15 protein-coding genes and 1 tRNA gene are annotated in these 17,782 nt (G+C 43.2%); 8 read left to right on the top strand and 8 right to left on the bottom strand.

Annotation, left to right across the window (positions count from 1 at the left end; genetic code table 11):
• Positions 1–187: 187 nt before the first annotated feature.
• Together GQ359_RS06670 and GQ359_RS06665 are read right to left on the bottom strand one after the other, a co-directional pair.
• A complete protein-coding gene (locus GQ359_RS06670; protein ID WP_215386140.1) occupies positions 188–1,096 on the bottom strand; it encodes a hypothetical protein in 909 nt (302 codons plus the stop codon).
• Positions 1,093–1,686 (bottom strand): hypothetical protein, encoded by a 594-nt coding sequence (locus GQ359_RS06665; protein WP_215386138.1) that lies wholly within the window; start codon positions 1,684–1,686, stop codon positions 1,093–1,095. Before GQ359_RS06665 ends, GQ359_RS06670 begins: the two co-directional genes overlap by 4 nt.
• Before the next feature lie 90 nt (positions 1,687–1,776).
• Between GQ359_RS06665 and GQ359_RS06660 the strand changes: the two genes are divergently transcribed.
• The gene (locus tag GQ359_RS06660) at positions 1,777–2,316 is read left to right on the top strand and encodes a hypothetical protein (protein ID WP_215386136.1); all 540 of its coding nucleotides are present in this window, start codon (positions 1,777–1,779) and stop codon (positions 2,314–2,316) included.
• Here GQ359_RS06660 and GQ359_RS06655 read toward each other — a convergent pair.
• The gene (locus GQ359_RS06655; protein WP_215386134.1) at positions 2,308–2,823 is read right to left on the bottom strand and encodes a hypothetical protein; all 516 of its coding nucleotides are present in this window, start codon (positions 2,821–2,823) and stop codon (positions 2,308–2,310) included. The two genes, GQ359_RS06660 and GQ359_RS06655, sit on opposite strands and share 9 nt — an antisense overlap.
• Positions 2,824–3,225: 402 nt before the next feature.
• Between GQ359_RS06655 and GQ359_RS06650 the strand changes: the two genes are divergently transcribed.
• Positions 3,226–3,882, top strand: a complete 657-nt coding sequence (locus GQ359_RS06650; RefSeq protein WP_215386132.1) for a recombinase family protein — start codon at positions 3,226–3,228, stop codon at positions 3,880–3,882.
• A 54-nt stretch (positions 3,883–3,936) separates the two neighbouring features.
• Complete coding sequence (locus GQ359_RS06645; RefSeq protein ID WP_215386130.1) at positions 3,937–4,977, top strand: DNA cytosine methyltransferase; 1,041 nt, start codon at positions 3,937–3,939, stop codon at positions 4,975–4,977.
• Here GQ359_RS06645 and GQ359_RS06640 read toward each other — a convergent pair.
• The gene (locus GQ359_RS06640) at positions 4,931–5,689 is read right to left on the bottom strand and encodes an HNH endonuclease (RefSeq protein WP_215386128.1); all 759 of its coding nucleotides are present in this window, start codon (positions 5,687–5,689) and stop codon (positions 4,931–4,933) included. The two genes, GQ359_RS06645 and GQ359_RS06640, sit on opposite strands and share 47 nt — an antisense overlap.
• A 292-nt stretch (positions 5,690–5,981) precedes the next feature.
• Positions 5,982–6,058, bottom strand: a tRNA-Met gene (locus GQ359_RS06635).
• Positions 6,059–6,212: 154 nt separating this feature from the next.
• On the opposite strand from GQ359_RS06635, the gene GQ359_RS06630 reads away from it, so the two are divergent.
• From GQ359_RS06630 to radA, 3 genes are read left to right on the top strand one after another with little or no spacing between them, the layout of a single operon-like run.
• Complete coding sequence (locus tag GQ359_RS06630) at positions 6,213–8,153, top strand: potassium transporter Kup (RefSeq protein WP_215386126.1); 1,941 nt, start codon at positions 6,213–6,215, stop codon at positions 8,151–8,153.
• Between the two features lie 14 nt (positions 8,154–8,167).
• Positions 8,168–8,659 carry a hypothetical protein gene (locus GQ359_RS06625; protein ID WP_251367843.1) on the top strand — a complete coding sequence of 164 codons (492 nt, stop codon included), beginning with the start codon at positions 8,168–8,170 and terminating at the stop codon, positions 8,657–8,659.
• 45 nt (positions 8,660–8,704) lie between these two features.
• Positions 8,705–10,069: a DNA repair protein RadA gene (radA, locus tag GQ359_RS06620; RefSeq protein ID WP_215301308.1), complete on the top strand. Its 1,365-nt coding sequence runs from the start codon at positions 8,705–8,707 to the stop codon at positions 10,067–10,069.
• Positions 10,070–10,084: 15 nt separating this feature from the next.
• Here the strand turns inward: radA and prmB are convergent, their stop codons facing one another.
• From prmB to dapD, 3 genes are read right to left on the bottom strand one after another with little or no spacing between them, the layout of a single operon-like run.
• Positions 10,085–10,981, bottom strand: a complete 897-nt coding sequence (prmB, locus tag GQ359_RS06615; RefSeq protein ID WP_215386121.1) for a 50S ribosomal protein L3 N(5)-glutamine methyltransferase — start codon at positions 10,979–10,981, stop codon at positions 10,085–10,087.
• A gap of 36 nt (positions 10,982–11,017) precedes the next feature.
• Entirely contained in the window at positions 11,018–12,169 is a 1,152-nt protein-coding gene (gene dapE / locus GQ359_RS06610; protein ID WP_215386119.1) for a succinyl-diaminopimelate desuccinylase, read from the bottom strand.
• Between the two features lie 9 nt (positions 12,170–12,178).
• Positions 12,179–13,006 carry a 2,3,4,5-tetrahydropyridine-2,6-dicarboxylate N-succinyltransferase gene (gene dapD, locus GQ359_RS06605; protein WP_215333495.1) on the bottom strand — a complete coding sequence of 276 codons (828 nt, stop codon included), beginning with the start codon at positions 13,004–13,006 and terminating at the stop codon, positions 12,179–12,181.
• 174 nt (positions 13,007–13,180) lie between these two features.
• Between dapD and smc the strand changes: the two genes are divergently transcribed.
• Both smc and GQ359_RS06595 read left to right on the top strand, forming a co-directional pair.
• On the top strand, positions 13,181–16,702 hold the full coding sequence (gene smc / locus GQ359_RS06600) for a chromosome segregation protein SMC (protein ID WP_215386117.1): 3,522 nt from the start codon (positions 13,181–13,183) through the stop codon (positions 16,700–16,702).
• On the top strand, positions 16,703–17,779 hold the full coding sequence (locus tag GQ359_RS06595; RefSeq protein WP_251367842.1) for a cell division protein ZipA C-terminal FtsZ-binding domain-containing protein: 1,077 nt from the start codon (positions 16,703–16,705) through the stop codon (positions 17,777–17,779).
• The last annotated feature ends 3 nt before the right edge of the window (positions 17,780–17,782 follow it).

Below are 17,782 nucleotides of genomic sequence, written 5' to 3'. Positions count from 1 at the left end.
AACGAATCGAACTTCGTAACGAAGTCATTAGTGGTTCTAATTCCTAAAATTTGATTTCTATTTAAGACCTTTGACAAAGCGTCTCCTTGTGTTTTTGAAGGTATTTCTATTTAGGAGATTTTTAACGAAGGTAGTTCACAATAAAAAAACCACCCGAAGGTGGTTTTAATAAGATGGCTAGAGATTTCTAATCATCAGTAAGGGTTCCATTAGGTCGGATACTGATACCCTCAGAAAGATATACATCCTCTTCACCATCACCACCTAATGATGAATACATTTCAGATCCCCATGTATCTCGAGCCACCTTTTTTTGGGACAGAGTATTTTTAACTTCAATTTTTTGATTAAATATATCTGTAAAAAATAAATCCGAACAAGTTTCAATATGGCTGGATAGTCGTTCAGATAACAACTTCTTTTGGGCTGGATTCAAAATCTCAAAAATAAATTCTGGAACATTGTGGTCATCAATCCATGTTTTCAAGTTAGATTGATTGATGTTGTATTGAAATCTTTTATCTCCATGCACGGGTCCATCGAAATCGTAGTCATAGCTCGGATATTCCCTTTGTAGAAGAAGATTTCTAAAATCTGGAGCTAGTGTGAGGTTGTTAGAAAATTTTCTCTTGTAAAGAATGTTGTTGAATGTAAATTCAGACTCGTCAGTATAAGAAGGTGGAAAGACACCAGTAGATTCACCATCGACAACAATATCACCCAATATATCTAAGGTAAGCTCATTATCATTTTGGTCAACCCAGCATTCTCCATAATATTCAGGATCATAGGGATCAGTTATGAAGTTTGATAGTAGGTATTCACTGACTATTTCAATACCACCTGATTTTCCATAAATTCCATCAGTAGAATATTTTCCAATTGGGTTTAGTACCCCGCTATCTTTGAATGATAGAACAAGAATTTTATTAAACCGCTCCTCATCATTACATCTAAAAGAGATCGTGATTGGTTCATTGTTTATAGAATCAGTACAAAAGGAATTTAGATTGTCAGGAAGATTTGAACGAGTAATTCTTTCTTTTAATATGATGAAATGAAGGGAGAATTCTGTTTTATCTGAAATGGTTCTCATACTTCCTCGTTAAATGATTCATTAAGCTCTAATTTATAAAACCAACTATTGTTACCCCATTTAGTTGGGTTTGTTTTTGGATTCCAACTCGACCAAATTACAGGCTTGTCTCTAAGAGATTCAGCCACTTTTGTCATTAGTGGAATGTGTCTTCCAAAAGCCCCTCCCAATTTCGGATTAACTGTCTCTATACCATTTGTGATCTCTAAGACTAGGTAGATTCCAGTAGTTTTCATACCTAACTCTGATCCAGTTTTAATGTAATGATTTACTAAAATCCAAACAGAATCATCTCCATTAGTTGTACTAATTTCATCAGAAAGTTCTTTGGCTTCAACCGCTGATGTGTAATCTTCAATGGAGGTGTCGAACTCATTTTCCTTAAATTCATCCCAGAGAAGTCTTAAGTCTTTTGTCGATTTAACCTTAAGTGGCTGTTTTTTCTTTAAGAAAACTCCACCAACAGCCCAACCTGAATTCGGAATTTTATAAGTTGTGAATGGCTCGTCATAATTTCGACTCATTCTCTGAGCTGCCTTTTGAGCTTCTTCTTGTGTATTAAATACAATTTTTCCGTGATCTAAATTCACACTATTTCCTGATACTTTTTTTATGATTACTTCATATTAATTTAACTTTGTAGGTTCGGTAAATAAATATTCTCTTTAATAGGGGATATTTTGAAAAATCAATTACAAGCTCATGGAAAGATGTTCGGATTAGCTTTTAAGTCCATTACGAAAGAAGAATTTAACGAGTTAATAAAAACTGGTAGAGCTGGAGGCTTTTACAAGAGCCTCAAGGAATCGAATAACAGAGAAATAGTTCACTACGGCTTTTTCCAATGGGAGGGTAAGCCTTCCTTTGAAATTAAAGTGAACGAAGCTCGAATGGGTCTAAAAAAGACTCTGTTAACGGACTACGAACGAACCTATCTACCCATACTCGGTTCATCTAAGAAAACGACAGGTATGGAAAAATTCATCTATGTCTCGGAGAGTGGATTTAAGAATGGAAACTCGGAACTTGAATTTGATGGTGACTTTGATCCAAAAGAACTTAAATTTGAATATAAGAGATATGGACTTTATAACGGAACAATTTTCACAGTGATTAATCCAACATACAAGGGTGGTTACTTCAACTACATTTGGAACTGGTCTAGCTTTAGTTCAGACTACATAATTAGTACTCGAGGAAAACTTTTCGAGTTAAATTGATTTACCTTTCAGAAGATATTTGACCCAATTGATTGTTTGATCAACCTTAACTTTCTCTACAAGAACAGACTGGACAGTCTCAATCGAGTAAATATCCCTTTTAATTCGTTCCTGTAGATCGTTACTGTCAATAGACCAAAAGCGATAAACCTGTGATTTTCTGATTGGAATTAACGAGTGGATGTGATGAGGCTTGTGTGATTTGGAAACCCTAAACAATGAAGATTCATCTTTCTCGTAATATAAGAACTCTTCATACGGAATAGCGTGTTCTTGATTTTTTTGATTTGGTTCTAAGGCTCGTTTTATTTTATTAAGTACATATTTTTTATACTCCCCCTCCCATCGATCGGGTCTAGGTATTTTTCCACCAGACTTAAAGACTACGGTCATAGTAAAAAGATCCCACTCATCAGATTTAGATTCGAACCAGTTAGACCAGGCTTCAGCTAACTCATTCTTCGTAGGGTAGATTCGTTTCCACGGTTCTAAGTATTCTTTTTTCATTATTAGCTTTTATAGGTCGAACACGGTCATATCGTTCTCATTAACGATATTTGAATTTCAGGTTTTTCGATCCAATTCTCAGGGGGTTCAAGACCAACGATAGGGTTCAGGGGTCGATTAACGAAGGTTTTTCCTTCGTTTAACTATTTATAAGATCCGAGTCCAAAATAATTCCACATTATGAAAAATAAGCCATTTTTCTAGTCTTTTTACCTATTTTGACCTGTTTTTTCATTACTTTTAGCTATAAGTTGTTGATTTGTAACACTTTTTCAAAAATAAATTTGACACGATTTTTAATTAAAACTGAAGGATTACTGTATCTAACCCTCAACCGTTGTTGTCTTTAATTCAAAAACCATCAATAGTTCGTCTCGATCAAATTTTGAAAAGGACGACGAAATGGCTGTTTACGGTTATGTAAGGGTATCAACTATTCAACAGGCTAAAGAAGGTGACTCACTGGAAGCCCAAATTAAACAAGTTACGAGTTACGCTTCCTCGAGAGGTTTAGATCTAGAAGAGAGTTCGGTATTCGTCGAAAGAGGGGTCAGTGGTGGACTTGAATTTAATAGCCGACCAGAAGGCTCAAAACTACTCAGGGTGATTCAGTCAGGGGATGTCTTAATCTTTCCCAAACTAGATAGAGGCTTTCGTAATACACGAGACGCTTTGAATACGCTTCATCTTCTCAAAGAGCGAAACTGTAGTGTTCACTCTATTGATCTCGGTGGAGATGTTACTGGTAACGGTGTCGGAGCTATTATTTTTACTATCCTCTCAGCTTTTGCTTCCTTTGAAAGAGAAAGAATTGCTTCAAGAATTAGTGAGGTGAAGCAGATGAGGAAAAGTCAAGGTTACTTTGTTGGTGGTCGTCGTGGATTTGGTTTTAATATCAAGGACGGTAAGAAAGTCCCAAATATGAAAGAACAAAAGCTAATAGTTGAAATGAAAAAGAAAAGGGCTAATGGAGAATCAATCTTAGCTATTCATAGGTGGCTTAATGATGAGAAGGGAGTTAAGTTGAACTACTCATCATTGAGGCTAATTGTAATTTAGCTTCTAAATTCATTAGAAACTACAATGTACTCACATCAAGATTAACAATTATTCATGACTCAACTTAATACTTTTACTGATTTTTGTGCTGGGATTGGAGGTTTTCGGGTTGCTCTTGAGTCGCTCGGGCTTACTTGTGTATTTTCTTCGGAAATTAATGATGATTCTGTCAAAACATATAACAGTAATTTTAATGAAGAAAATATTTCCTCTGATCTTACTAAGTTAAATCCAAGAAAAATACCTGACTTCGATGTCATTTGTGCCGGATTTCCATGTCAACCATTTTCAATAGCAGGTAAAAGACTCGGCTTGGAGGATGAAAGATCCGGCGTTTTAAGTAGCTTAATTAGTATTATTAAAATTAAAAAACCTAAGATTGTATTTTTAGAAAATGTTAAGAATTTTGAGAACTTTGGTGGTGGATCTCTTCTTGAATCAACAAAACAATCAATCGAGTCTATGGGGTATAAAGTATTTCATTCAGTTTTAGATTCCTCAGGATTCAATGTTCCCCAAGTTCGTAAAAGACTTTTCATAGTAGCCTTCAGAAGAGATCTTGAGATTAATAACTTCAAATTTCCAGTGGGATCTTCAAAAGTTATCCCTTTCAGAAACATAATCAATAATGGGGATTACTCCATCCCGATTACAAAAAAATGGGAAGAGTATCTTGATTACTACACGGGTAAAAAAAGAGTTGACCAGTTAAGTTTTCAGCCACCAAAAACTAGAGTGTCAATTGAGCGAGCTGATAAAAATGTCAATTTGAATGATTGTATTTTTCAAATGAGGTCAAGTGGTGTGAGAGCGCTTTCCGTAGATAAGCCTCTTCCCACCTTGGCTGTAAGTATTTCGGGTGGTGGAGCTATGATTCCAATTTACTCAAAAGAAAGAAGACATTTGAATTTGATCGAATTGAAAAGGCTTATGGGCTTTCCAGATAATTATTTATTTCCTGTCTCTAGAACATCAGCCATCAAACAATTAGCTAATGCTGTTTGTCCACCAGTTATAGAAGCAATCATGTCAAAGGTAATCAAAACTATTAAAGACGGTGATGAGGAGCCCGATCAGAAATATCTTCCCCTGTAGGGCTAATTGTTTTGGATTTCTCGGGGAAGGCTAAAGCGCATTTTAAGCAAGACTTTTTATCTAAATCACAGATGTTACAAATTTGCCATTTACATTTATTACAATAAAAACAGAGGGCTTGATAGTTACCTTTATCACTGTCACCTCCTTTTTCAACTGGCGCTCTGTGATCCCAGACCAGCCTTGATCTATCTTTAGCATAAGTTGTTTGCTTAAGTTCACCGGCACTTTTGATAATCGAATCACAAAAATTACATCTACCTTTTTGTAGTTTAAGTAATTCAGCTTGCTCTATTTTATTTGGAGGTTTTCTTTCTGCTTTTTTTACTACAGAAAAAAGTTTATGGTGATCTGAGGTTTTTAATACATAACTTTGACTCCCACCCTTTTTTTCTTTTGGTGGATTCTCAATAAAGACGAATCCCTCTTCATTCCATAATTCACTAAAGGGCTTGTTAGCGTCCGAGTATCCATCTTGGATTAATCCTTCGGTTAGTTTGTTACCTAACTCTTTTTTTAGGTCTTTTAAGTTTGTAGCCCCATTACTTAAATCTGATTCACATCCCTCCCCATGTTTAATGAGTGTTAGAAGGGCTGGAATCGTTCTTCTTTTATGAAGGTAGATTTCTTGTCCAGTTTTGAACCGAATTACAAAACCTTTGGCTGTTTTGTTTGGTCCAACAAAAGTTATATCTGAGATCTTTAGTATCACTAAAACTCCATAAATTACAAAATTTGTTAATTTGTTAATTTGTAATGTAGTTCAGTGTTTTTGTCTAACGATAATTTTGAAATTTTCAAAAAAATAAGAATCTCCTGATGGGTGAGATTGTTCTTATAAAAAGAGGGTATGAGAGTCTTAAGTCGTAACTAAGATCAGCTTCTATTAATAAAAGCTATGTGTCTATTGACCCTGAGTCCACAAACAAAAAAGCACCAAAGTTTTAACTTTAGTGCTTTTCGGAACTTCAGAAACCAAAAAACCCTTTGAAATCAAGGGTTTGTGGTTGCGGGGGCAGGATTTGAACCTACGACCTTCGGGTTATGAGCCCGACGAGCTGCCAGACTGCTCCACCCCGCGTCTGAAGCTGAAATTCTACCATTTTTTGACCCTCACTGTCGAGGAAACCTTTAAATTCAGCATAAAAAACGGCCTTTTAGGGTAAATAAGTCATCTGAGTCAAGCTGCATAAGGAGTAATATATTGCCACGCAACATCCACCAAGGCCTTTTAAATGTCAATTAGTAACCCTGAGTTTTCTAATTCCACGTTGTTAAAACCGGTTGAGCTGCACGATGATCACAATGACCATAAAAAGGGTCTTGGGGCAATGATGATTGCTGCCATCGGGGTGGTATTCGGAGATATTGGTACGAGCCCTTTGTACGCGCTCAAAGAATGTTTTGACCCAGAACACGGCATTACATTTTCACCAGAGGCGTTATTTGGTGTGATTGCCATGATGATCTGGTCTTTGATCATGGTCGTAACCTTTAAGTATGTGCTGTTTGTGATGCGCGCTGACAATAAAGGTGAGGGTGGTGTTTTATCGCTGATGGCCTTAGCACTACGTTCTTTTGATAGTAAGTCTAAGCAATATTTCTTTCTTATGATCTTGGGGATGCTTGGTGCATGCATGCTGCTTGGCGAGTCTGTAATTACTCCAGCGATTTCAGTTTTATCTGCTGTTGAGGGTATTGAAATTGCAGCGCCTGGTTTGCATAAATATATTATCCCGATCTCTCTAGTAATTTTGGTGGCTTTATTTTTAATCCAAAAATACGGTACCGCAGCTGTTGGTAATCTCTTTGGCCCAGTCACTCTGACTTGGTTTATTACGCTTGCGGTATTGGGTGCTATTAATATAGGCGCAGCACCACAAATTATTGGGGCAATCAACCCAATATACGCAGTCAATTTTATTGTTGATCATCCCACTACTGCTTATATTGTGATGGGCGCTGTAGTGCTGGTGGTAACTGGGGTCGAGGCCTTATATTTGGATATGGGCCATTTTGGTAGAAGCCCTGTGCGCTACGCTTGGCTCATTGTGGTTCTACCAAGCCTCTTGATTAATTATCTGGGTCAGGGTGCACTCTTGTTATCAAACCCAGAAGCAGTCTCCAATCCATTTTATTTAATGGTTCCTGAGTGGGCCCTATGGCCAGTGGTGGGCTTGGCGACTGCTGCCACTGTAATTGCTTCTCAGGCAGTTATTTCTGGGGCGTACTCTTTAGTAAGTCAGGCAATCTTGCTTGGATTTATGCCGCGCATGACGATCATGCACACCTCTGATTCAGAGCAAGGGCAGATTTATATTCCGGTTGTGAACTGGGTTCTTTTGTTTATGGTCGTAGTGACGATTATTGAATTTAGAGAGTCCGTCAATCTGGCTGCAGCTTACGGTATTTCAGTGACCTCTACCATGATGATTACTGCAATCTTATTGGGAGTGGTTATGTATCGCGAGTGGAAGATGAACATCTTCTTAGTACTGGGCTTGTCGATTATTTTCTTTATCTTAGATTTTGCTTTCTGGACCGCGAATTTAATCAAAATTAAAGATGGTGGTTGGTACCCGCTGTTTTTGGGCTTAGTCATTTTCACTTGCTTGATAACCTGGTATCGAGGGCGCAAACTGTTGCGCGCTAAAGTGGAAGAAGGGTCTATTCCATTGCAAGCATTTGTGAGCAGCCTACTAGCTCATCCACCCCATCGTGTTGAGGGGACCGCTATCTTTTTGACAGCCCATGTGGACTATGTCCCGGTAGCAATGCTCCATAACCTCAAGCACAACCGCGTAATGCATGAGCGTATCTTTTTTATTAAGTTAAGTACCTGGGATGTGCCATACGTGAATGATGATCAGCGCATCACGATGAAAGATCTGGGGGGTGGCGTTTACTTAGTCAGGGCCGTGCATGGCTTTAAAGAGTCGCCCGATATCAATAAAGTTTTAGAGCTCTTGCAAAAACAAGAAAATATTGAATTTAATGTGATGGATACTTCTTTCTTTGTGTCTCGTGACACCATTGTTCCATCGGCGAATCCTGGGATGGCGCTGTGGAGGGAGAAGTTGTTTGGTTGGATGATGCAAAATGCCGCAAAGCCCTCAGATTTTTTCAAGATTCCTGCCAATCGCTTGGTTGAGTTAGGTGCAAAGGTGGAGATTTGATAAAGTTCATTTCTGTGCGTGCATTATTTTCTGTTGGGACATTCCTGCTGGCATGTTCCTTCAGCACTTTAGTGCCGGCTACTCCTGCTGAAGAAGCTCAGTTAGAGCAGCTCAACAAGATTGAAGGTGATCTGGAGTTGCAACGTGATTGGGCTAAGTACCGCTGGGACAAAACCAATTCTGAGTGCTATCAAAAGTATTGGGTTAACAGTTGCCTGAAAGATTCTCGTGCTCAGTACCGCAAAGAGATTGATCCAATTCGAGTGCAAGAAGTCGAATTACATGAAGTCCAGCGTAAGTTGCGCGCCAGCATTAAAGATCAGCGCGATGCCGCGAAGATTGCTGAACGTGCCTCTGCTGAAAAAGCGGCTGAGCGTGTAGTCAATCAGAAAGAATTTGAAGAGAAGCAAAAAGCAGCAGCAGCTCGCGCAGCAGATGTAGAGCAACGCCGCAAAGATGCACCTAAGCGCGCTCAAGAGAATAAAGCGGGCACCCAGCTCGATTAAATGATTTTTACTGCTGCACTCACTTATTAATTACTAGGTAATACTTTGGCCAAGATTAAAACAATCTATATCTGTCAGTCATGCGGTGGAACCTCTGCTAAGTGGCAAGGACAATGCCCTTCATGCCAGGCATGGAATACGCTAGAAGAAGGTTTGCCTGAGGTGAGCTCCAACACCCGTTTTCAGGGTTTAGCGCAGTCACTTCCGCGTCAAAAACTTTCTGCTATCAGTGCTGAAGATCTCCCACGCTTTAGTACTGGTGTCGAAGAGTTTGACCGTGTATTGGGTGGCGGACTAGTTCCTGGTGGGGTGGTTCTATTAGGTGGTGATCCTGGCATTGGTAAGTCAACCTTACTGCTGCAAGCACTCGCTGAGATGAGTGCTGCAGGCATGAATGTTCTTTATAGTAGTGGCGAGGAGTCTGCCGCTCAAATTGCATTACGAGCAAAACGTATTGCACTGGATGCCCCTCAATTAGAAGTCCTCGCTGAGATACAGTTAGAAAAACTCTTATCCATCATGGATACGGTAAAGCCACAGGTCTTAGTGGTGGACTCCATTCAGACCTTGTACTCAGAAGTCCTGAGTTCTGCTCCAGGCTCTGTTGCGCAAGTGCGCGAGTGTGCTGCGCAACTGACTAGAGCTGCTAAATCGAGCGGCATCTGTGTCCTGATGGTGGGGCACGTAACTAAAGACGGTCATTTAGCTGGTCCCCGTGTACTTGAGCACATTGTGGATACCGTTCTCTATTTTGAGGGTGACACACACTCCTCATTTAGATTGGTGCGCTCGATTAAAAACCGTTTTGGTGCAGTCAATGAGCTCGGCGTCTTTGCTATGACTGAAAAAGGTTTGCGTGGTGTTGCTAATCCTTCAGCTATTTTCTTATCCCAGCATGCGGAGATGGTGCCTGGTGCTTGCGTGTTAGTGACGCAAGAGGGCAGTCGTCCGCTCTTGGTAGAAATTCAGGCTTTAGTGGATACAGCGCATATCCCTAATCCAAGAAGATTGGCAGTTGGACTAGAGCAAGCTCGTCTTGCAATGCTCTTGGCAGTCCTGCATCGTCATGCTGGTGTAGCGTGTTTTGATCAAGACGTCTTCTTAAACGCAGTTGGTGGCGTGAAGATTTCAGAACCTGCTGCTGACTTGGCAGTGTTATTGGCAATTCAATCTTCGATTCGGAATAAAGCCTTGCCTAAAGAGCTGATTGTCTTTGGTGAGGTTGGTTTGGCTGGAGAAATTCGTCCATGCCCACGTGGTCAAGAGCGTTTGAAAGAAGCGGCTAAGCTCGGCTTCACAGTGGCAATCATTCCGAAGGCAAATATGCCGAAGACAAAGATTCCAGGGCTAAGAGTGATACCAGTAGAGCGTATTGATCAGGCTATCTCTGCGGCAGCAGAGTTGAGTTAAAGCAAGCGACAAAAGTTAGCGCAAGTCTTCCGCTTGAATAAGTAGGACTTGCTCATCACCTGCAGACACTTCCATCCAAATGACAGGGATCTGTGGAAATGCTTTCTTAAAATGTTCATACTCATTGCCAATCTCAATCAGAATGGCGCCACGCTCAGAGAGATAGTCCGGAGCGCCAGCAATAATCTTACGAATCAGATCCATGCCATCAGTGCCACCTGCTAATGCTAAAGCAGGCTCTGCATGATATTCGGCAGGTAGGGCGCTCATCGAATTGGCATTGACGTAAGGCGGGTTGCAAATGATCAGGTCAAAGAGATTGTCTTCATGAGGTTCTGGTAGCGCATTCCAGAGGTCACCTTCAAAGAGTTCTACCTGCGAAGTAAGGCCATGGCGATCAAGATTACGTGATGCCACCGCTAATGCAGGTAAGCTAATGTCGCAAGCGCTGACATGAATATCTGGGCAAGATAAGGCAAGCAAAATCGCTAAGGAGCCATTGCCAGTGCACAGATCTAGAGCTTTGCCATCGGCGGGGAGCCAAGGCTCTAGTGAACCATCTACGATGAGTTCTGCAATCCATGAGCGGGGAACAATGCTCTGCTCGCTGGAGTAAAAAGGCACACCCATCAACCAGGCTTCACCCAAGATATAGGCCAAGGGCTTGCGTGTAGAGATGCGAGTTTGTGTAACTTCAAAAGCCTTAGCAATTTGCTCGGCAGTCATGATTCGCTCTAGATGATCGAGTGCATCAGCAGGGCTGAGATCTAGCTGTTTGCTAGCAATCCACAGAGCCTCGCTCCCAGCATCAATCGCACCATGTCCATAATGCAAATCTGCTGCCTCTAGTCGTTGTGCAATTTGATCAATGCATTGATCAAGTGATAAATATTGCTGGGGCGCAGGGTCCATTAGGAATTTGTATCGGAATTAATTGGCTGAATACGTTTAAGCAACGAGTTGTTCGAGAGTCTTACGGAAAATATTTTTGAGTGGTACAACATCATCCACATTCACACACTCATCAATTTTGTGACTCGTCGCATTAATCGGGCCAAACTCGACTACCTCTTTGCAGATCTTGGCAATGAAGCGCCCATCACTGGTACCGCCAGTAGTAGAGAGTTCAGTATCGATTTTGGTTTCGCCTTTGATGGCTTTGCGGAGGGCGCCAGCAAGGGCACCATCGCCAGTAATAAATGGACTGCCACCCAACACCCAGTCAATTTCAAAGTCGAGACCTGCGGCAGCAAGTATTCCTTCTAGACGACTGCGTAATTCTTCTGGCTTACTTTCAGTGGAAAAGCGGAAGTTGAAATCTACAGCTAGCTCGCTAGGAATGACATTGTTGGCACCGGTGCCAGCATGAATATTGGAAATCTGGAAGCTGGTTGGCTGAAAATACTGATTACCTTTATCCCACTCAGTTTCTACCAACGCTTGAATTGCGGGTGCTGAAATGTGAATTGGATTTTTACCGAGGTGAGGATAGGCAATGTGCGCCTGAATACCCTTGACTCGAAGCTTGCCTGAGAGCGAGCCACGACGACCATTTTTAATCATGTCGCCTAATTTATCTACTGAGGTTGGCTCACCAATCACGCAGTAATCCAAACGTTGACCATGCTTTTGCAAACGCTCGCACATGATGACGGTGCCATCGTTTGCTGGACCTTCTTCATCACTGGTAATCAAAAAAGCAATGGAGCCTTTGTGATTGGGGTGAGTGATGACAAATTCTTCTGTAGCAACTACAAAGGCTGCCAGTGAGGTCTTCATATCGGCAGCGCCACGACCATAAAGCATGCCATCCCGAATAGTTGGAGTAAATGGATCATTAGTCCACTTTTCCAATGGGCCGGTTGGCACCACGTCGGTATGGCCGGCAAACATCAAAACTTCGCCTTGATCGCCTGATGTACCTTTTTTGATTGCCCAAAGATTGGTGACCTGGAAATTCTCAGGACCACTGATCACGCTCTCAGTGTGAAAGCCAATTGCTTGAAGGCGGTGGGCTATGAGATCCTGACAGCCTCCGTCCGCTGGTGTTACCGAGCGGCAGGAGATAAGAGCTTCAGTTAACTCAAGGGTAGCGCTCATAGATCTAGATTAATCACGTAATAGTTCATTAATGGCAGTTTTTGCTCTAGTTTGAGCGTCTACCTTTTTCACAATGATCGCAGCGTACAGGCTGTACTTGCCGCAAGCAGAAGGAAGGGAGCCTGGCACCACAACAGAGCCTGCTGGGACACGGCCATAATGGATTTCTCCAGTTTCACGGTCGTAGATCTTGGTGCTTTGACCAATATAAACGCCCATAGAGAGCACGGCGTTTTCTTCAATCACCACACCTTCAACCACCTCTGAGCGGGCGCCGATAAAGCAGTTATCTTCAATAATCACTGGACCAGCTTGGATCGGCTCTAAAACACCGCCAATGCCAACGCCGCCAGAAAGATGAACGTTTTTACCGATTTGGGCGCATGAACCTACTGTTGCCCAGGTATCCACCATGGTGCCTTCACCGACATAAGCGCCAATATTGACGTAGGAAGGCATTAAAACGGCATTTTTACCAATAAATGAGCCACGACGAGCCATTGCAGGAGGAACTACACGGAAACCGCCATTGGCGAAGTCTTCAGCGGTGTAGTGCTCAAACTTGCTAGGAACCTTGTCGTAGAACTGGGTATAGCCACCAGCACCCATGGGTTTATTGTCTTCTAGGCGGAAAGAGAGCAAAACTGCCTTTTTCACCCACTGGTTTACCTCCCATTTGCCAACGCTACGGCGCTCCGCTACGCGAATACTGCCTGTATTGAGGCCCTCTAGGACCGCATTGACGGCATTACGGATTTCTCCAGAAACGGCCTCAGGGGACAGGTTTGCGCGGTTTTCCCAGGCTTGTTCGATGATGCTTTGTGGTGATTGGCTCATGCTTTTTAGTTAACTATCAGATTGTTAAGGGGTTTTGCCCCTGGAAGTAGATTAATCATTATATCGGTGGGGCAAAAAGCCGTGTAGGTAGACCTAAGCTTGCTATCATCTTCCCACTTAAGTAATAATTTTTACCCCCTTATTTAAACCCCCTTTTTCCCTGCAAAGTGCGCCGTGCAACTGAAATCCATCAAACTTTCCGGCTTTAAGTCATTTGTCGATCCGACTCAATTTGAAATGCCAGGTCAATTGATCGGCGTTGTGGGTCCTAATGGTTGCGGAAAGTCGAACATTATTGATGCAGTACGCTGGGTTTTGGGGGAGTCCCGAGCCAGTGAGTTGCGTGGTGAATCCATGCAGGACGTTATTTTTAATGGCTCTGGTTTGCGTAAACCTTCTGGTCGTGCCAGTGTAGAACTCATTTTTGACAATTCAGATGGTCGCGCACAAGGGCAATGGAGTGCATTTACTGAGCTGGGCGTGAAACGCGTCTTAACTCGTGATGGCAACTCCAGCTACTACGTCAACAATCAAGTTGTCCGTCGTAAAGACATTCAAGATATTTTCTTGGGCACGGGCATGGGACCAAGAGGCTACGCGATTATTGGGCAGGGCACCATCAACCGCATCTTGGAAGCAAAGCCAGAAGAACTGCGTGTTTTCTTGGAAGAGGCTGCAGGCGTATCTAAATACAAAGAGCGTCGTAAAGAAACCGCCTCTCGACTTGAAGACACTAAGGAAAATTTAGTACGCGTAGAAGACATCCTGCGTGAGCTCGATCAACAACTCACGCGTTTAGAAAAGCAGGCTACAGTAGCTGAGCGTCATGCTGAACTTTCAGCAGAGATGAAATCTCAGCAACAGTTACTCTGGTTCGTGCGTCAAACAGAGGCTGGTAAAGAGCAGGAGCGTCATGCCAATGGCATTCGTGATACTCAGGTGAATTTAGAAGAGCAGACTGCAAAAATGCGTCATGCTGAAACTGAGCTCGAGACCATGCGCACCGAACAGTACGCATTACAAGATAAGGTTTCTCAAGCGCAAGGTGACTTGTATCAAACCAATGCTGATGTCAGCCAAGTAGAGTCACAGATTCGTTACGTGCAAGAAGCGCGTCAGCGTCTACAGCAGCAATCTCAAGATTTACTAGCTCAACTACAGCGCTGGACTGTGCAAGAAACAGATGCTGCACAAGCTCAACGCACTGCCGAGCAAGAGCTCAGCCTGGCTGCAGAAAAAGAGCAAACATTAATAGCGGAATTATCTGGCTTACAAGAGCAGATGCCAGCTCGCGAAGAATCCTATCAAGTCTATTCACGAGAACTCAATGATGCCCGCGAGAGCTTGGCAACCATCGATCAGCGCTTGGCAAGTCTAGGTGAACGCGTTAAAGCAATTACCACTCAAGTAGAAGAGCTCAAAGGGCGCGATAGTCGTCTTGAGGCTGAACTTGCTGGCATGCGTAGACCAGATGCTGAAGCATTACAAATGGCAATTGATCGTCATGCAATGGCTCAGCGAAAAGTTGATGAAGCAAGACAAAAAGCCGGCGAAGCACAACAGCGCGTTCCTGCTGCTGATGAGGCTCGTAATACTGCACAACAGCAGATTCAATCAGCCAACCAAGAATTGGCTCAAACTGAAGCTAAATTAACTGCGCTGACTGCATTGCAAGCCAGCGTTCAAGCACAGGGCAAGATTGGCCCATGGCTCGAGAGCAAAGGCTTAAAAGAGAGCAAGCGTCTTTGGCAAGAGCTCAAGGTGGAGAGTGGTTGGGAAGCTGCTTTGGAATCCGTATTACGTGAACGCTTGGCTGCGGTAACGGCGAAGAGTGTCCAAGAAACTCTAGCTTTAGCCAATGATGCTCCCCCAAGTCGTTTGGCTATTTTGTTAACAGAAGACATCTCTCCTGCGCACACTACTGTGCCGGCGGATTTCACGCCACTATTGACTCGAGTTCAGAGCGCAGGCGCACCGCGTGTTGCAGGCGTATTGCAAGAGTGGTTAGATAACATCTACATTGCTAATAGCTTGGAAGATGCACTGCATCGTCGCGAGAAGTTGCCAGCAGGAGGCGCTTTCGTCACCCAACAAGGCCATTTGGTGAGCCGTGTGGGTGTGCAGTTATATGCTGCAGACTCTGAGCAGGCTGGTATGTTGGCGCGTGCTCAAGAGATGGAAGGTCTCGAAAAGCAATTGCGTGCACAAAAGTTAATTCAGAGTGAGTTGCAAGGTGAGTTGGATCAATGCGTCTCTAATTATCAGGCTGCCCATCAAACTGCTGAGCAAACTCGTATTGCTGCAGAACAAGCTGTACAAGAAGTGCATGGCTTTGAAGTGGAAAGAATGCAGTTAACTCAAGCTGAAGAAAAGTACAGCCAGCGCGCTGAGCAAATTCAGAGTGAGTTAAGCGAGTTGCGCCAGCAAATGGAGCAGCTCACTCAAACTCAAGAGCAATCAGCAGAAGAGCTCGCGCAGTCTGAAGAATCTAAACAAGGCTTACAAGAAAATCTGGCGATTGCTCAGGAGAAGCTTGAGTTAGCCACTCAAGAACGTGATCGTCTTCGTGAATCCTTGCGTTCATCTGAGATGTCAGCTCAAGAAGCAGCGTTTGCAACCCGATCTTTGCAGCAGCGTATTGCGGATTTGCAGCGTGATCAAAGTACAGCGCGTGTCCAGATTATGGAGATTCAGGATAAGCAAGCTAGCTCTGAGCAAGAACTTGAAACTCTCAGCGATGAAGAAGCCCAAGATAAATTGCAGGGCTTATTGTTGGCACGGAGTGCTCGTGAGGCTGCACTGGCAAATGCCCGTACTGAACAAGACGCTTTATTACATCAACTACGTGAAGCGGATGAAGTGCGCTTACAGATTGAGCGCAGTCTTCAGCCAATGCGCGACAAGGTGGTGGATTTACAGTTGCGTGAACAGGCTGCTCGCTTGAACTTTGAACAGTTTGCAACCTTGCTTTCAGATGCCGAAGCAGACCTCACTGCATTGGAAGCTAGCTTTAGTCCCGACCTCAAGGTTGGAGCTTTGCAAACCGAAGTGAATCGTCTGAATACAGAAATTCAATCTCTAGGCCCAGTGAATATGGCTGCCTTAGATGAGCTTTCTAGCTCACGTGAGCGTAAGCAGTTCCTAGATGCTCAATCGGCTGACTTAAACGAAGCGATGCAGACATTGACTGATGCTATTGCGAAGATTGATGCAGAAACCCGTGATCTATTACAAGGCACTTTTGACCAAGTAAATACCCATTTTGGAAAACTGTTCCCTGAGCTCTTCGGTGGCGGTCATGCAGAGTTGGTGATGACTGGTGAAGAAATCTTGGATGCAGGCGTACAGGTTATGGCTCAGCCTCCCGGCAAGAAAAATAGTTCAATCTATTTACTCTCTGGTGGTGAAAAGGCCTTAACCGCAATTGCCCTAGTCTTCTCATTATTCCTTCTCAATCCAGCCCCATTCTGCTTGCTCGATGAGGTTGATGCCCCATTGGATGACGCGAACACCTTGCGTTATGCCCAGATGGTTGCCAAAATGTCTAGCAAGACTCAATTTGTATTCATCTCACATAACAAGATCACTATGGAAATCGCGCATCAGTTGATTGGTGTCACCATGCAAGAGCAGGGCGTATCGCGTATCGTGGCGGTGGATATTTCTTCTGCAGTTTCTATGGTGGAGGCAGCTTAAGTGAATCTAGAGCAACTCATGACAACGCTGGGTTTGTCTGACTTGCAGTTTGCTTTGGCTGTTATTGGCCTATTGATTCTGATTGCAGTAGCTATTCTGAATGTAAAGTATGCGCGCGCACTCCGTAAAGCAAGGGCTGAAGCAGAGGATTACCTTGCTGAGCGTGTTGCACGTGAACCTACTTTTGGAGCTGGCTTTGCTGATCCAATTACAGGCGAGCAGCTTGAGCCAACTTTTAAAGAAGTAAGCTTGCCAGTGAAGGCTGACTCGGCCAGCTTTTCTATTGATCCAAGAATTGATTGTGTCATTACTATTCGCTTCTCTCAACCGATTACTGGATCAGAAATTCTGAAAGAAATGATTTCTTGGGATGATTTGTCTACTCCATCTTCAGCTCGCTGGATGTGTGAAGGTTTAAACGTCGATCTGAATTCTTCTGAGGGGTGGGGCTTGCTTGAGTCGGACTCCTCCTATTCAGAGCTTCAGTTGGCTATTCAGTTAGCAAGTCGTCGTGGACCAATAGGTGTACTAGAGCTGTCTGATTTTTGCTCCAGAGCTCAAGCACTAGCGTTAACGCTAGGTGCTCAAATTGATATGCCAAGTGTTAGTACGATGCTAGAGAAGGCAAAAGATTTGGATGCCATGGCAGCAGAAAGCGATATTCAATTGAGTATCAATGTGCTATTCGATGAAGCGTGCGCTTGGACTAAGCTGGATTCACTCATGAATCAACGCGGGTTCATCTTGTCACGTAGTGGCCGGACTTACGATTACTTTAGTAATCGAGCGCCTATTTTCAGTACCACTGATCTGAATCCTGGGCAGCCAGTGCCGCAGCTGACTTTGCTCCTAGAATTACCTTTAATTTCGTTTGAAGAGAAACCATTCGAGCGCATGCTTTCAGAGGGCCTTGAAATTGCACAAGCCGCTCATGGACGCTTGGTGGATGACAATGGAATTAACCTGTCTGATATCTCAATTCAAAGCATTCGTCAGCATCTTGATGGTTTATACGAGAACCTTGAGAGAAGCGGTGTTCCTGCCGGATCTTCTGCTGCTAGTAGACTTTTTAGCTAAGGA

Origin of the sequence: Polynucleobacter sp. AM-7D1, assembly GCF_018688455.1 — a bacterium.
Taxonomy (GTDB): Bacteria; Pseudomonadota; Gammaproteobacteria; order Burkholderiales; family Burkholderiaceae; genus Polynucleobacter.
The sequence above is the reverse complement of the archived record's forward strand: the minus strand, read 5'-3'. Positions and strand labels throughout refer to the sequence as shown.

Excerpts from the sequence above, each read along its gene's own strand:
- GQ359_RS06670 (WP_215386140.1), bottom strand. The coding sequence starts at position 1,096 with ATGAGAACCATTTCAGATAAAACAGAATTCTCCCTTCATTTCATCATA.
- GQ359_RS06655 (WP_215386134.1), bottom strand. The coding sequence starts at position 2,823 with ATGAAAAAAGAATACTTAGAACCGTGGAAACGAATCTACCCTACGAAG.
- GQ359_RS06650 (WP_215386132.1), top strand. The coding sequence starts at position 3,226 with ATGGCTGTTTACGGTTATGTAAGGGTATCAACTATTCAACAGGCTAAA.
- GQ359_RS06645 (WP_215386130.1), top strand. The coding sequence starts at position 3,937 with ATGACTCAACTTAATACTTTTACTGATTTTTGTGCTGGGATTGGAGGT.
- GQ359_RS06630 (WP_215386126.1), top strand. The coding sequence starts at position 6,213 with ATGTCAATTAGTAACCCTGAGTTTTCTAATTCCACGTTGTTAAAACCG.
- prmB (WP_215386121.1), bottom strand. The coding sequence starts at position 10,981 with ATGGACCCTGCGCCCCAGCAATATTTATCACTTGATCAATGCATTGAT.
- dapE (WP_215386119.1), bottom strand. The coding sequence starts at position 12,169 with ATGAGCGCTACCCTTGAGTTAACTGAAGCTCTTATCTCCTGCCGCTCG.
- dapD (WP_215333495.1), bottom strand. The coding sequence starts at position 13,006 with ATGAGCCAATCACCACAAAGCATCATCGAACAAGCCTGGGAAAACCGC.